Source organism: Clostridium aestuarii (genome assembly GCF_026735135.1).
GTDB classification, from domain to species: Bacteria; Bacillota; Clostridia; order Clostridiales; family Clostridiaceae; genus Clostridium_H; species Clostridium_H aestuarii.
In genome coordinates, this window is record NZ_JAPQER010000002.1 from 266,720 (window position 1) to 280,621 (window position 13,902).

Sequence of the window (13,902 nt, forward strand, 5' to 3'; positions counted from 1 at the left end):
TTATTTTTATAAAAGATTTTAGATAGTTTTAGAAAAATATACAAGAAAGAAGATTATAGAAAGTTAATGTTTTTAGTGATAGTAAAAACAAACATAGATAATACAGATATTGTATAATTTAATAAGGTGGTGAAGAAGATGGAAGAAAAAAATTATAATATTGAAGATATAGAAAAACAGGATGAAGATATAACTGAACAAAAAGATTATAGCTTCATAGAAAATACAAATGTAACTCAATATAAATCAGATTTGGCATTTAAGACTTTAATAGATGGTTTTAATGATCTATTATATGTAATACCTAAGTATCAAAGAAAATATATTTGGTCAAAGGAGCAAGTTGAAAATTTAGCTATTTCGCTTATAAGGGGGTTACCTATACCGCCTATATATGTATATCGTAATGAAAAAAAACAAATGGAAATACTTGATGGACAGCAAAGAATACTAAGTTTATTTTTGTATTATAAAGGAAAATATATAAAGAATAGTACAAATACTCAAGTGGAATTACAAAGATTAATGTCTGATGATAGATTAAATAGAGCGGAAATAAGTTTTGAAAAGTTATTAGAAGATCAATATCCTTTAAAAGATGTTACTTATGAGTTGAAATATAGGGAAGAGGATAAGGAAAAAGTTATTGATATAAGATATGATAAATTACCTAAAGAAATAAGAAGAACTGTAGATTTTACTACTATTTCTGTTATAGAAATAAAAGTTGATGCTGAAAATCAGAAGAATAGAATATTATATAAAGTTTTTCAAAACTTAAATAGTGGTGGAACAGAACTTAAAAATCAAGAACTTAGAAATGGTGTATATCAATGCAAATTCTATGATATGTTACATGAAATTAATAACACTAATGAAAAGTGGAGAAAAATCTATGGAGAAAAACATAAACATAGTAGAGATGTTGAATTATTACTTAGATTTGCAGCAATACAGTATTATTTTAAGCTAGAATATGGTTTGATTAAATTACATAATTATGGAAATTCCTATCCTAAATTGCTGAATGATTTTTCAGATGAAGCTATACATTTTGATGATGTCACAGTAGATATGTACAAGAAAAATATAGAGAGATTTATAGATAAAATAGAAGTAGGGGATAGAATAGCTAACTTATTATTAGAAAGCTTATATCTTGCAAGTATTTATATAGATGGAAATTATACAATTGAAAATGATTTTTGTAAAACTATAGCAAATGATACGTCTTATGAACAATATATTTTAAGTTCTTCATCAAGTAAATCAAAGGTAAAAGGGAGATTGAATTATGTATACAAACAGTTATCAAACTATGTTAATGGAAATAAAAAATAAAATATTAAATAAAGAACTTAAACATAGAAATACAATAATAGTTGGCGATAATTCAAGTGGAAAATCGGAGATTCTAAAGCAATTACTTGTAAAGCAAGAAAAGGGTTATTATTTTATAGATTCTGTTAATAGAAATTTTAATTATGAAAAAGTTAGTATGGCAGATGACTTAGATCAAACATATAAGTCCGTAGTTAAATATAGATTAAATGAAAACAATTTTAACTTAGTGGATACTTTTGATTTATATAAAGCAGGTATTGGTGTTATAGAAAAGGTATATTTTAATTATCATGAAGAATTAAAAGTGATGCTGAAAAATTTTTTGGATATAGATTTTGAAATAACGCTTAAGAAGGACAAAATAATGGGAGAAAAAAAAGTCTTAGATATAAAAGATGGTATAGAAAATATATCAAGTGGATATCAAGCAATAATAAGGCTGTTTTTGGAATTGATTTACTTTGAAAATTCTCTAGGATCTAATATAATGAACCCAGTAGTAGTTATTGATGAAATAAACGAATTTTTATCAACAAAAAATGAAGGGAAAATTTTACCGTTTTTAATTAATACATTTCTTAATATGAATTTTGTTGTAACAACACATTCAGCAGATGTAGTAGCAAGTTCTATAGATTGTAATATTATAGTTTTAACCGAAAATAATTATGAGTGTTTAGATGGAAATGATTTTTCAAGTATTACTGATGTAAGAGAGATATTTGAAAAAATCTACAATTTAAGTAGTAGTAATGAAATAGAGGACATTGAAATAACTCTAAGAAATTTGTTGAATTCTAAAATTAGTGAAACATGGACAGAAATTGAAAAAGAACGATTGGAAAATATTGATGAAACAATATTAACTAACTCTCAAAAACTTATATTAAATCAAATAAAGAGTTGGTGATATTATGGGGAATAATATTTTTTTATTAGATATGCCAAATTTCAGTCCTCAATATAAGAAAGATATATTGTATTCATATAAAGGTAAGGGAAAAGATAATTTAAAGCAAGTTCTTACAGAAGCATCTAAGGGGCATTGTATGTATTGTTATACAAAGATTTTAATAGATAGAAAAAATTTGGGGGAGTTGGAACATTCTATAGAAAAATTTAATTGTGACAAGCTTAAAAATTGTCCTAGTAATATTGCTATAGCGTGTTCAAAGTGTAATGGATCATTTAAGAAAAAAGGAGAAAAAATCAGAGCATTAACAGTTGAAGAAGTGAAGGATTTTGAATTGATTTCAGAATGTGGAGTAACATGTATAGAGAGTTGTAGTAAATATAATGAAATCAGAAGAATTTACACAGAAAAAGAGGGCGGACAAATAATATTACAGCCATTTGGAATTAAAAATAAAATTACAGGAAGGGATTATTTAATACAATATGATTTATTAAATCAGAAATTTATACCTAGTAATATATACCCTTATAATGATGAAGAAAAACAGTTTATACAAAAGCATATAAATAGATTTAATTTAAATGATTCTAAATATAGAACAAAAGAATTCTCTAAATTTCTCCAAGATGTAATTGAATATAAAGTAATTCCTAAAAAAAATAGGTATTGTAATTTAGTTGTAGATTTATTTATTGAAAAAATAAAGGGATTTTCTAAAGAAAAATCAATTAAACTATGTGAATTAATATATACCCAAATACTTATTAAAAGTAAAAATTAGAATAAAAAATATAAAGGTTTATATTGAGGTGGATGATAGAAAACGATTTATATATACTGAAGGAATGGCGAAAAACTTACGTTTAATAAGTGGGGTCAGAAGGTTACTGGATGGTCTAGTATTAGAATTTATGATTGGGTTCTAATCAAGGGTAATGACAAAACTTTGCATGAAATGAGGCAAGAGAAAATGTTATCTCTTGAAAATGAAATATAATAGTATTATATATAAGAGAAACCAGCAGGTGGGCTAATTTTAGTCCATCTGCTGGTTTCTTTGAAGTAAATTTGTTTAGTGGAAAATTAGAAAATTTAGTGTCAAATCTTTCACTAAACTTTATTTTATAAACGGATTTTTTTGCTATAAATTTTTACAATAATTTCGTATTATTTATTAAAAGAGATAATATTTAAATTTTTTTCATATAGATAGAATAACAAAAAATCTTTTCGTTTAAAACGAGGTGAAATATATGGAATTACAGGAATTTGATTGGAGTGATATTATTTGGAAAACAAATAAAAAAAGATGGATAAATTCATTACATGCTATGTGTTCATATTTAGCCATGTTTCCACCCTCTCTTCCAAATTATTTAATAAAGCAATTTTCACAACCTGGTGAAGTTGTATTTGATCCCTTTTCAGGAAGAGGGACTGCACCACTTGAAGCATGCTTAAATGGTAGGATTGGTATAGGAAATGATTTGAGTCCATTAGCTAGGATCTTGACTGGAGCTAAAGTAAATGTGCCGCAGTTGCAAAATGTTACAAGAAGAATTAATCAATTAGAGGATAACTACACGTATACAGATGTTTTAAATGTAGAGCCAAATATTAAAATGCTATATGATGAAGAAGTGACATTACCTCAGCTTGTATATCTAAAGAATAATTTAAAGATAAAAAATAAAGTTGATCAATTTATTATGGGTTCATTATTAGGGATTATGCATGGAAAAATCAGAAAAGATGGGACATCAATGTATTTATCAATATCAATGCCAAATACTTTTTCTATGTCACCAAACTATATTAGAAATTATATAGAAAAAAACAATATAAATAAGATAAAAAATGATGTATTTGAGGCGTTAAGGTATAAGGTTAATTTGTTATACAAAGAAAAATCTAATAATTATGTAAAAGGTAAAGCATATGGATTTGATGCTATGAAGATTAATTATAATAGGCGTATTTTCAAAGAAAATTATATAGATTTGATAATAACTAGTCCTCCGTATCTACAGGTAATAAATTATGGTACATATAATTGGATAAGGCTATGGATGTTAAATAATATTTATGATTCTGAGGAAATTAATGAAAAATTAAAATCAAATAAAGTATATACAATAAATAGAGAACTTAAGCTTAAAGATGAATTACGACTGAAAGAATATTTAGAATTTATGAAAGAAGTTATTTTAGGATGGGAAAGGATATTAAAAGAAGATGGAATGGCATTTGTGATTATAGGCGATGTTAGTAACTATAATAATAAGTACATTAAATTGGCAGAGGAAGTATGGAAATATGCAAAAAATTATACCAGTTTAAAGTTAATAGATATTATAGAAGATAAAATTGATACAAAAACAAAGGTAACAAAAATTTGGGGTAATAAAAAAAGAGGAGAAGCTACGAAAATAGATAGAATATTAATATTATCAAAAGGTAATGGTAGGATGCCTAATTATACAACTAATATAAGGGATCATTTTAGTTATTTTTATAAATAGATATATAAGTTGAGTTCTGGAGACTTTTTTTAGCTTTTTTATGTGTCAATTAAAACAAAGGCAATACAAACATAAAATATTATTTATATAAATAATATCAATATTGATATATAAATCATTGATAATGATTTAAAGTGAATACAATATCAATGATTTTGCTAAAAAAATAAATAAAAAAATTTAGAATTTCAATACAAATTAATCACAAAATTGAAATTGCTGAGTACAATAGTATTAGATATCAATAAATTAGGAGTAAATAATGAATATAGTTTGGTTTGACGCCAACAAAGGAATACCTTCTGCTACAGTTGCCCAATATGGTATAAATTTAAACAATTCAGCAGCAGAATATCTGAAAAGTGCAGTGAAAATCAAATTGGGATATGAAGAAAAAATGAAGCACATCTGTATACAATCCTGTGACAAAAACGATACAAGTGGATTTAATCTTCCACATATGGATGATAAAGTTAAGAATGCTAGAATTTCATGTAGAGAATTTATACGGTTACTCAGTATTAAGTTTGGGCTTGACACAACAATAAGTGATAAATATTACTGTTATTGGGATGAGGGAATTAAAGTTCTAGTGATTGATCTAAATCAGAAAATACCTAAAAAGCAACTAATGAAAAAAATTAAAACTGAAGAAATATAATGAAATGGTTGACAATTGAATATTTCAAGTAAGCAATTTAAGAGAAGGGAGATAGATGAATAATTTATTTAATAAGCTCATTAATTCGATAAAAGCTAGTGATATTGTAACTCTAGTTGAATGTGAGTTAAAGAATAAAATTTCATGGAAATCAGTAGGGGGAGAAAATAAAAATAATTATCCAATAATAAATATAGGAAGTGATCCTGCGGCAGGGATTACTGAAAGAATTACAAATGCAATTGATTCTGTAATTGAAAGAGCATATTTAGAACGACAAAGTAACGGTAAAGGAAAGATTTCAATTAATTCACCACGAGAAGCGTCAAAAAAGTTATTCAATGTTAAAGATGGTCAATTAACCAATTTAAATGATAAAGAAATTCAAACCATAGCTAAAAATGTAATAGTAACTTTGAGAAATTCAGATGAAAAGAAAAAACCTACAATAGACATTAGAGATAAAGGAACTGGTATAAAAGCAATTGATTTTGAAGATAGCATTTTAAGTTTAAATGCTGGTAGAAAATTAAATAAGTTATATTTATCAGGTGCTTATGGCCAAGGTGGATCTACAGCATTAGCGTACTCTAAATATACTTTAATATTATCAAGAGCTGTTTCGAAGATAGAAAATCTAAATAAAGTTGCATATACGCTTGTTAGGTATAACCCCGGGGATATAAATAAAGATAAAATTGGTGTATATGAATTTATGGTAGATAAAATAACGGGTTATCCATTAGAGATAGATATTCCACTTGATGAATTTGATTTTGGAACTTTGGTAAGACATATTGAAATGGACATAGGTAAGTATTCTTCAATCATGACTGCACCAACGGGTTCTTTATGGTATCTAGTTCATAATTATCTTTTTAATACAGTATTACCTTTCAAAATTGAAGAACAACGCAATAATAAATCTAAGAATTCTAAAAGAAATATTTCAGGTAATTGTAGAAGGTTATCAAAAGGAAATGATATTGAATATCAAGGGGAAGCTTATAGAAACTTTAATAGTGGAAAGATTAAAATAACTTGGTGGGTTATTAAGGATGAGAAAGAAAACTCAAAAAATATTATTAAAAATTACACATTACCATCTAAACCAATTATTATAACATATAATGGACAAAAACATGACGCTTTATCAAATAGTATTATTAAGAAGGATTTAAAGTTACCATATTTGGATGGATATTTGATTATTCATGTGAATTGTGATGAATTAGATAATAAATCTAGAAGAGAATTATTTGTAACAACCAGAGAATCTGTAAGAGAATCAACAATTTTAGAAGAACTAGAACAATTAGTAATAAACACATTAAAAGAAGACGATAATCTCAAAGTATTAAATAATCAGAGAAAACAGAAATTTTTAACAAAAAGTAATACTGAGGTTATGAAAAAGTTGGGTAGTAGAATAGCTAATAAGATTAAGACTACATTAAGTATTAGTTGTGATTCTACAAATCAAAATAGTAATATGGAAAACAATAATCCTACCACTAAGGATAAATATAATTCACCAAATAATAAACCACATGGTGATAAACTTGTTCAATCACTTAAACCAATACCAACAAATAATCCACCTCAACTATTAAAAATTACATCACATAATAATAAAAAAATTTATGTAGGAGATGAATTTGCACTTCATTTTATAACAGATGCTGATCCTAAGTATTTTAAGAATAATAACAATTTTAATATAACAATATCTTCTCAAAATACGATTTTTACAACTGGAAAAACTAAAATGAAACAAGGTCATGGAGTTATTTTCTTTAAAGTTAATAGCAATTTAAAGATAGGAGATATTATTAATATTAGGTTTGATTTAAAAGTAAAACAAACACAATTATCAGATGATATTAATGTAGTTGTTACACAAAAAGTAAAGAATAATTCTAAAAATAGTGTTATTCCTAAAATTGAACCGATACCAGTTGAAAAAAGTCATCCATATTGGATTCGAAATGGATGGGATGAAAATTCAGTTGCTAAGGTTGAAAGGTCTGAACAAGAAATAACAGTATATATATCAATTGACAATATAAATATAAGTCGAATAATAAATAAGCAATTTAAAAGTGGTAAAGCTGCTGTAGAAGCAATACAGAATTTCTACTTAGAGCATATTTGTTATCATGCAGTATTATTAGAATTAGATTATGAAAAGGAACAGAAAATTGATGATACAGAAGTAATTGAGCAATTTAAAGTTAAAGAATTAAGAAGAGAAAGTAAAACGATATGTGGAATCATTGAAGATATATATAAGATATTTAAAGTTGAAGCGGCAGCAACGACTGATAATTAATATGTTTTTATTGAATTAAATTTTTGAATATTTTACAGAAAGATTATATTGATTGGTTATAAACTAAAATTTTTTATCAATTTCATAGGTAGAATCAGATTTTGTACTCTATATATCTGGAGCGTGTAATTTACAATGATATATGTATTGCTTTATAGTTTTCTAATTTATATTGAGTTGAATAAGGAAAAAATTTATTAGTATTTTTTAAAGTAAGGTTCAAATAATAAAAATAAGTTTTTATTGTAACAATAATTTTTAAACTAAAAGTGGAACTGATGCGACGTACAAAAGTAAGCGTAAAAAAATTACTGCCTATAATTTGGGAATTAATTAAAGTAAAATAGCAGGTAATGAAGTAAAAGGAGGAACTGCTATGCAAAATGAAAAAAAAGATATAAACTGGAATGAAATAATGGAGAAATTCTCAACACACAAAGGAAAAATAGTAGATTTTTGCAGAGATCATAATATAAAACCACAGCAGTTATATAGACAAAGAAAAAAATCAGAAAAAACATCTACTCAAACTTTTCATACCATTGATATGTCAAAGACTGTAGATAGCAAGGTGCACCCAAGGGTGCGCCAAGAACCCCTGGGGTGTAAAAAATGGGAATTATATTATTAGAAATAGTGCAAGATGTTTACTCATCTAGCACTTTAATTTATATCAAAATTATAAAGAAAACACCATGAAAATCTAGAATAATATACTTTAGATTATAATATAACGTTATGGAAATATTTCCAAAGGTTATAATGTTAAATATAAAAAACAATTAGGTGGTAAATTATATGTTAATTCCAGTAAAAATAAAAAATTCTATAGAAATTGAAGATATTGAAATAGAAAACACAAACTTTAAATCTTTAAACTTAAGAGAAGAACATATAGAAGAGTTTTTAAGAAAGAACATAGAAGTTATATTTCAAGATGAAACTTTACTTGTGGTTGGAAAGCAAGTTGTAAATAAAGAAAACGGAAGAAGTGATTTAACAGCAGTAGACGAAAATGGTAACCTTGTACTTATTGAGATTAAAAGAGAGGTTGAAGATATAAGGCAAAGGAAAGAGGCTTTTGAATTTCAAGCTATAAGATATGCTGCAAGTTATGCAAAAGTAAAAACTCCTGATGATCTGGTTGATAAAATATTTGCTTCATACATTGAAAAATATAAAGATGAATTTGAACTTGGTGATCTAACTGCTTATGAAAAAGCATCAAGGATTTTAAATGATTTTCTTGAAAAGAATAGTGCAATAAAAACTTTTAATTCAAAACAAAGAATAATATTCATAGCATCATCTTTTGATAAGCAAACATTATCAGTGGTAGCTTGGCTTATAGCTAATGATGTTGATATTAGTTGTTTTGAATTAAGTCCAATGAAAATAGAAGATAGTTATTTTATAGACATTAATAGAATATTACCTCCACCAGCTTTAGAAGATTTTTATGTTGAAGTAGATGATAAAAAACGATCTACATATACAACTAAAAGGAATACACCTATTACTAGAACCACACTTCCTGGTATGGATAAGTTATTTGAGTGGGGAATTATTAAAAGTGGAGATGCTGTAGTAATTAAGAACAGAGATAATTCAGAAGCTACAGTTATTGATGCTAAATATGTTGACTTCAATGGTGAAAAACTTACATTTAATAAATGGGGGCAAAAGGTTACTGGATGGTCTAGTATTAGAATTTATGATTGGGTTCTAATTAAGGGTAATGATAAAACTCTACATGAAATGAGGCAAGAGAAAATGCTATCTCTTGAAAATGAAATAGAATAGTATTATATATAAAACAAACCAGCAGGTGGGTCTAATTTCAGTCCACCTGCTGGTTTGTTAGTCCTCCAAATTAAATTTATATTTCAAAAGTTTAACAGATACACACAGTTTACTAGAAATCTGTTCTATATTTAGCCCAGCATATTCAGCCTTATCAAGAGTATTTTCTATAAGCAGCTCTGCTGCAAACTTATCTGCTTGTATCTCATATTTATTCTTAATCTGAAGTTTATTATCAATGAAAAATTGTAGTGACATATCGGTATGAAGCAAAGAATTCAGGAAGCAAAGCTGGATGATACCATAAGAAAAAATAGAGCAGAAGAGATTGCAGATATTATAAAGAAACGGGAACTAGTAAAGAATTTTGAATTTTAATTATTTATAATATAGGATATAATATAAATAAAATAGATATATTTGGAGGTGTTGTAATGGATGAAAAAAAATTAGAATTTGCTATATTTTGTATTGAAAGTTTAGCGGAAAAACTAGAAATGAATCCTGCAAAAATATATGAAATTATTAAAAATACAAATACTTTAGATGAGTATATTATCCCTTGTTATGAGCCATTACACTCTCAAAGCAAACGGTATATAGTAGAAGATTTAATAGAAGTATTAAAAGAAATGGGAGTATTAAGCTGAAAGTAATATTTATTTAAAATATGACATGGTAGTAGGTGGAATAGCTGATGATAGGGTACATAATACGATAGAGCTTTATCAGGATAAATTAATAGAGAAAGATGGAGCATTAAAGAGATTAAAGTATTATAAATCTAATCAACAGATGTGTATAATAAATCAAGAGATTATTGATAAATATTTAAGTTATGAAGGAAATAAGGAAGTGTAGAATATGTTAGCCAATAAAATATTATTACAATCTTTATATAAAAATATAATCTTAGAACTTTCAAAGAGAACTAATAAAGATTTAGAAGAAAGTATGAATTATTTTTATGAATCAGAGCTTTATCAATTGGTAAGCGAAGGTGTAGGAGATTTACATTGTAAAGGAGTTAAATATCTAACAGATGAATTAATGTTAGAGTATGGAATTATTAATCATAAGAGTTATCCAAAGGATTTAATTCATTAAATAACGGTATTTTCTATAGTACAAGTTAAGATATATGTTTGTTGCCTTATATTTTAGAGAGCTTTATATTATGTTGGCTCTCTTTTTATATTTAAATATTATTAGTAGAAATTAAATAAGATAGCAGGGAGTTGTATTTAATGAAAGAGATTAAGGTTAAGGATGAAAAAATAATAATTAGAAAAGCAAATAAGGCTGATGCTAAAGCATTAATAGAGTATCTAAATGTTATTGGAGGAGAATCAGATTTTTTAACATTTGCAGCAGGAGAGTTTGGAAGAAATGTTTATGAGGAAGAAGAGTTTATTGAGAATGCATTGAAGAAGGAAAATGCTTTATTTATTATAGCAGAAATCCATGGTAAGGTAGTTGGAAATTTGAACTTTTCAGGAGGTCCAAGAGAAAGAAATGCTCATGTTGGTGAATTTGGAGTAAGTGTTCTTAAAGAATATTGGGGAAATGGTATAGGGGAAGAACTGATAAAGTATTTAATTACTTGGAGCAAAGATTCAGGAATAATTAGAAAAATTAATTTAAGAGTAAGAACTGATAATGCACTAGGTATTAAATTATATAAGAAGCTTGGTTTTTTAGAAGAAGGAATAGTAAAAAGAGATTTTTTAATTAATGGTAAGTTCTATGATTCTTTATTGATGGGATTATTGATTGATTAAAACACCTTACTTAAAAAAACTGTTGTGAAAAATTAAAATTTTAAGCTATACATTTAAAGGGAGTCGGCACTAATTAAATGGTGTATACAATATATAGTGCAAAATAAAGATTTATATATCACTGATTGTATGTGTTTCCTTTAAAGCTAATAGTTTGTCCCAAGGCATGTGGAGAGCGTAGTAAAAATAGCGGAAATTATGTTGAAAAAGACCTAAAAAGGAGTAGAGAAATAAGAATTGCTATATGATATGGTACGTGGAAACACGTTAGAGAAAGAGCTAGACATTCTTGAAATAGAGTGAAAATTTAGTATTGATAGCGGTTATTAAACAGATAGTCTAAGCAATTTTGCATGTGCCTAATTTTTAAATAGTAGGTGAAGATATGAATTACATAATATATGATTTAGAATTTAATCAAAAAAGTTCAGATATTAAAGAAATTAAAACTAATAAAAATTCCAACTTACCATTTGAAATTATTCAAATAGGTGCCTTAAAACTTAATGAAAACTTTGAAACACTTTCTACATTTAATGCTCTAATTAAACCAACATTATATAATACTGTTCACCCTTATGTGGAAAGATTAACTAAAATAACCGATGATAAAATCAAATCATGCAAATTATTTCCAGATGTCTATAATGATTTTATAGAATTTATTGGTGATGATGAAATAATATTGTGTGTTTGGGGAACAGTTGATATAAAAGAACTTTTACGAAATATACGGTTCCATAATCTGTCCACTTCACTAATTTCTAAATATTACATTGATATTCAGCAATATGCTTCAAAATATCTTAATGCTCCAAAAAGAACTAAAATTGGTTTAAAAAATGCAGTTGAACTTTTAAATATATCAATTAATAATGGTGAATTTCACGATGCTTTTAACGATGCCTATTATACTACAGAAGTTTTTAAAAAAATTTATGATAATAATATAAAACCAAAGTTATATACCCATACCCCAAATAAAAGAGTGTCACAACCTAAGGAAAAAATTGATATGGACTCTTTAATAACTCAATTTGAAAAGATGTATAATAGAGAAATGTCTGATGAGGAAAAATCCATAATAAAAACTGCCTATATGATGGGACGAACTAAACAATTTATACTTTGATTAATTCACATTCCTTATAATTCTCCTTGCGTTATCCTATTGCTAGATGTCTTTATAAAATTAAAGTTCTTTATAAAATCCACTAAAATTGTTTAGTGGATTTTTTTATATACTACCTAAAATATATTTGGTGGTGATACTAGTGAAAATTGATAGATTGTTTCAAATCGTATATATTATTAGATAAAAAACAGATAATAGCAAAGTAATGGAGATGATCCTTTTTATGCAAAATATCGATGGAAAGAACTATTCTTATTGTAGTATTTATAATACAATAATGGACTATTGATTATTTGGCTTATATAATTAAGACATATAATGGATATATCTAAAATCCTAAATATTTGTATTTAGATGGGAATGATAAAAATGTGTAAAAATCAATGGTTTGAAGAAAAGTCTAAATTAATAGAAGAAAATAAGGACTATTTTATATATCGATATTCGTGTAATGGAAGTGGAATATTAACTGTATATAAGATATTTGACGGAATTGAGATTGTATTTATGAATTTCAATACATACGATACCTTTATACCAGATACGCCTCATAAAGACATTATAGAAATTTCGTGGTGTAAAAAAGGAAGGGTTGAGTGTGAATTTACAAATCAATCTATTTCCTATTTACAAGAAGGAGATTTTGGAATAAACGGAAGCGATTATGTGCCAGTATCTTATCAGTTCCCTTTGGGAATTTATGAAGCAGTATCTTTAGTTGTAAATCAAAGAGAATGTTCTGATGAAGTGAGAAAGCTTATGAAGACATTTTCTATTGATATTGATTCATTATTTTGTCATTTGGATTTAAAAAGGGCTTGGTATATAAGTAGAGATGATAAAAAATTGAAGCATTTATTTAATGAAATTTATGTAGCAAAAAAGAAAGAAAGTAACGAATATTTTGCAATTAAAAGCATTGAATTGTTATACCATATTCGTTCTTTATCTGAATTTACAGGAAAGAAGATTACTTATTATAAGAAAGAGCAAATAAAAAAAGTAAAAAAAATCAGAGACTATTTAGTAAACTCCTTGGATGAAAAAATTAGCATAGAACAGTGTGCAGTTGATAATGGAATAGGGATAACAACATTTCGGAGTATTTTTTTGCAGATTTATGGAGATATACCAACAGTGTATTTGAAAAAATATAAAATGGCTGTAGCAACAAAGTTTTTGTTGGACAAGTCATTATCTATTATGAACATTGCACTTCAACTTGGGTATTCCAATCCAAGTAAGTTTTCAGCTGCATTTAAAAAGGAATATGGAATGCTTCCAAAGGATTATAAGAAAAAAAATGAGGATTCGGGCTATTTTGAAGAAAAATAAAATGCTATGGAGGAGAAATGATAATGAATTTCATTTACTATATTATATAGTTAGTTATAGATAACTATTTTAG

General features: G+C 26.3%; 15 protein-coding genes. 14 read left to right on the plus strand and 1 reads right to left on the minus strand.

What is annotated here, in order from left to right; all coding sequences use genetic code 11:
- Positions 1-138: 138 nt before the first annotated feature.
- The 8 genes from OW763_RS05465 to OW763_RS05500 all read left to right on the plus strand — a co-directional run bounded on the left by OW763_RS05465 (position 139) and on the right by OW763_RS05500 (position 9,578).
- Positions 139-1,341 carry a DUF262 domain-containing protein gene (locus tag OW763_RS05465; protein ID WP_268040072.1) on the plus strand — a complete coding sequence of 401 codons (1,203 nt, stop codon included), beginning with the start codon at positions 139-141 and terminating at the stop codon, positions 1,339-1,341.
- Entirely contained in the window at positions 1,295-2,254 is a 960-nt protein-coding gene (locus OW763_RS05470) for a hypothetical protein (RefSeq protein ID WP_268040073.1), read from the plus strand. The genes OW763_RS05465 and OW763_RS05470 overlap by 47 nt, the downstream gene beginning before the upstream one ends.
- 4 nt (positions 2,255-2,258) lie before the next feature.
- Positions 2,259-3,041: a hypothetical protein gene (locus OW763_RS05475; RefSeq protein ID WP_268040074.1), complete on the plus strand. Its 783-nt coding sequence runs from the start codon at positions 2,259-2,261 to the stop codon at positions 3,039-3,041.
- A gap of 472 nt (positions 3,042-3,513) precedes the next feature.
- On the plus strand, positions 3,514-4,782 hold the full coding sequence (locus tag OW763_RS05480) for a DNA methyltransferase (RefSeq protein WP_268040075.1): 1,269 nt from the start codon (positions 3,514-3,516) through the stop codon (positions 4,780-4,782).
- A 262-nt stretch (positions 4,783-5,044) separates the two neighbouring features.
- On the plus strand, positions 5,045-5,443 hold the full coding sequence (locus tag OW763_RS05485) for a hypothetical protein (RefSeq protein WP_268040076.1): 399 nt from the start codon (positions 5,045-5,047) through the stop codon (positions 5,441-5,443).
- A gap of 55 nt (positions 5,444-5,498) precedes the next feature.
- On the plus strand, positions 5,499-7,775 hold the full coding sequence (locus OW763_RS05490; protein WP_268040077.1) for a hypothetical protein: 2,277 nt from the start codon (positions 5,499-5,501) through the stop codon (positions 7,773-7,775).
- A gap of 376 nt (positions 7,776-8,151) precedes the next feature.
- The gene (locus OW763_RS05495; RefSeq protein WP_268040078.1) at positions 8,152-8,406 is read left to right on the plus strand and encodes a hypothetical protein; all 255 of its coding nucleotides are present in this window, start codon (positions 8,152-8,154) and stop codon (positions 8,404-8,406) included.
- Positions 8,407-8,573: 167 nt separating this feature from the next.
- Positions 8,574-9,578 (plus strand): hypothetical protein, encoded by a 1,005-nt coding sequence (locus OW763_RS05500; protein ID WP_268040079.1) that lies wholly within the window; start codon positions 8,574-8,576, stop codon positions 9,576-9,578.
- A gap of 57 nt (positions 9,579-9,635) precedes the next feature.
- On the opposite strand, the gene OW763_RS05505 is transcribed toward OW763_RS05500, so the two are convergent.
- Positions 9,636-9,836, minus strand: coding sequence for an ImmA/IrrE family metallo-endopeptidase (locus OW763_RS05505; RefSeq protein WP_268040080.1), 201 nt, complete (start codon positions 9,834-9,836; stop codon positions 9,636-9,638).
- 176 nt (positions 9,837-10,012) lie between these two features.
- Here OW763_RS05505 and OW763_RS05510 point away from each other — a divergent pair, with 176 nt between their 5' ends.
- The 6 genes from OW763_RS05510 to OW763_RS05535 all read left to right on the plus strand — a co-directional run bounded on the left by OW763_RS05510 (position 10,013) and on the right by OW763_RS05535 (position 13,829).
- On the plus strand, positions 10,013-10,228 hold the full coding sequence (locus tag OW763_RS05510; protein WP_268040081.1) for a DUF3791 domain-containing protein: 216 nt from the start codon (positions 10,013-10,015) through the stop codon (positions 10,226-10,228).
- Positions 10,229-10,235: 7 nt separating this feature from the next.
- Complete coding sequence (locus tag OW763_RS05515) at positions 10,236-10,439, plus strand: DUF3990 domain-containing protein (protein WP_268040637.1); 204 nt, start codon at positions 10,236-10,238, stop codon at positions 10,437-10,439.
- A gap of 3 nt (positions 10,440-10,442) precedes the next feature.
- Complete coding sequence (locus tag OW763_RS05520; protein WP_268040082.1) at positions 10,443-10,685, plus strand: hypothetical protein; 243 nt, start codon at positions 10,443-10,445, stop codon at positions 10,683-10,685.
- Positions 10,686-10,825: 140 nt separating this feature from the next.
- Positions 10,826-11,359 (plus strand): GNAT family N-acetyltransferase, encoded by a 534-nt coding sequence (locus OW763_RS05525; RefSeq protein WP_268040083.1) that lies wholly within the window; start codon positions 10,826-10,828, stop codon positions 11,357-11,359.
- Positions 11,360-11,744: 385 nt separating this feature from the next.
- Complete coding sequence (locus OW763_RS05530) at positions 11,745-12,491, plus strand: 3'-5' exonuclease (protein ID WP_268040084.1); 747 nt, start codon at positions 11,745-11,747, stop codon at positions 12,489-12,491.
- Positions 12,492-12,863: 372 nt separating this feature from the next.
- Complete coding sequence (locus OW763_RS05535) at positions 12,864-13,829, plus strand: helix-turn-helix domain-containing protein (protein ID WP_268040085.1); 966 nt, start codon at positions 12,864-12,866, stop codon at positions 13,827-13,829.
- Positions 13,830-13,902: the final 73 nt, after the last annotated feature.